The 523-nt window shown below is 56.6% G+C and carries 1 pseudogene; it reads right to left on the bottom strand.

Annotated elements, in window-relative coordinates:
* Positions 1-34: 34 nt before the first annotated feature.
* Positions 35-523 (bottom strand): annotated as a pseudogene (locus DT603_RS15870) (IS5 family transposase); the annotation flags it as partial.

The following is a 523-nucleotide window of genomic DNA, read 5'->3' as shown; positions in this document are numbered from 1 at the left end:
GCCATGCATCGCCATTTAGCTGATCTAGGGTCTGTTAACACATCCGAAGCCCATCAACGACCAGAACGAAGCTGAGGAAGCCAAGGAACATGACATCCAGCTTCTCGAAGCGCGTGAAAATCCGTCGGTAGCCCTTCAAGCGACGGAACAGCCTCTCCACTTCGTTGCGCCGCTTGTACATTTCCTTGTCGTACTCCCAAGGATCGACCCGATTGGACTTGGGTGGAACCACCGGCACGAAGCCAAGATCGAGCGCCAACTGGCGGGTTTCATTGCCTTCGTAAGCGCGATCCATCAGCAGATGAACCGGCCGCTCCACTGGCCCCAGGTGTTCAAGCAACGCGCGGCCTGCGGGTGCGTCATGTGCGTTGCCAGGCGTCAATCCGAACGTGATGGCTGTTCGAGCATCTGCGGCAACCATATGAATTTTGGTGTTCCATCCGCCGCGCGATTTCCCGATGGATTGTGGGCCGTTTTTTTTAATGCGCCAGTGCCATCCGGATGCACCTTGATGCTGGTGGAG

Source organism: Pseudoxanthomonas gei (genome assembly GCF_010119615.1).
Taxonomy (GTDB): domain Bacteria; phylum Pseudomonadota; class Gammaproteobacteria; order Xanthomonadales; family Xanthomonadaceae; genus Pseudoxanthomonas_A; species Pseudoxanthomonas_A gei.
The sequence above is the reverse complement of the archived record's forward strand: the minus strand, read 5'-3'. Positions and strand labels throughout refer to the sequence as shown.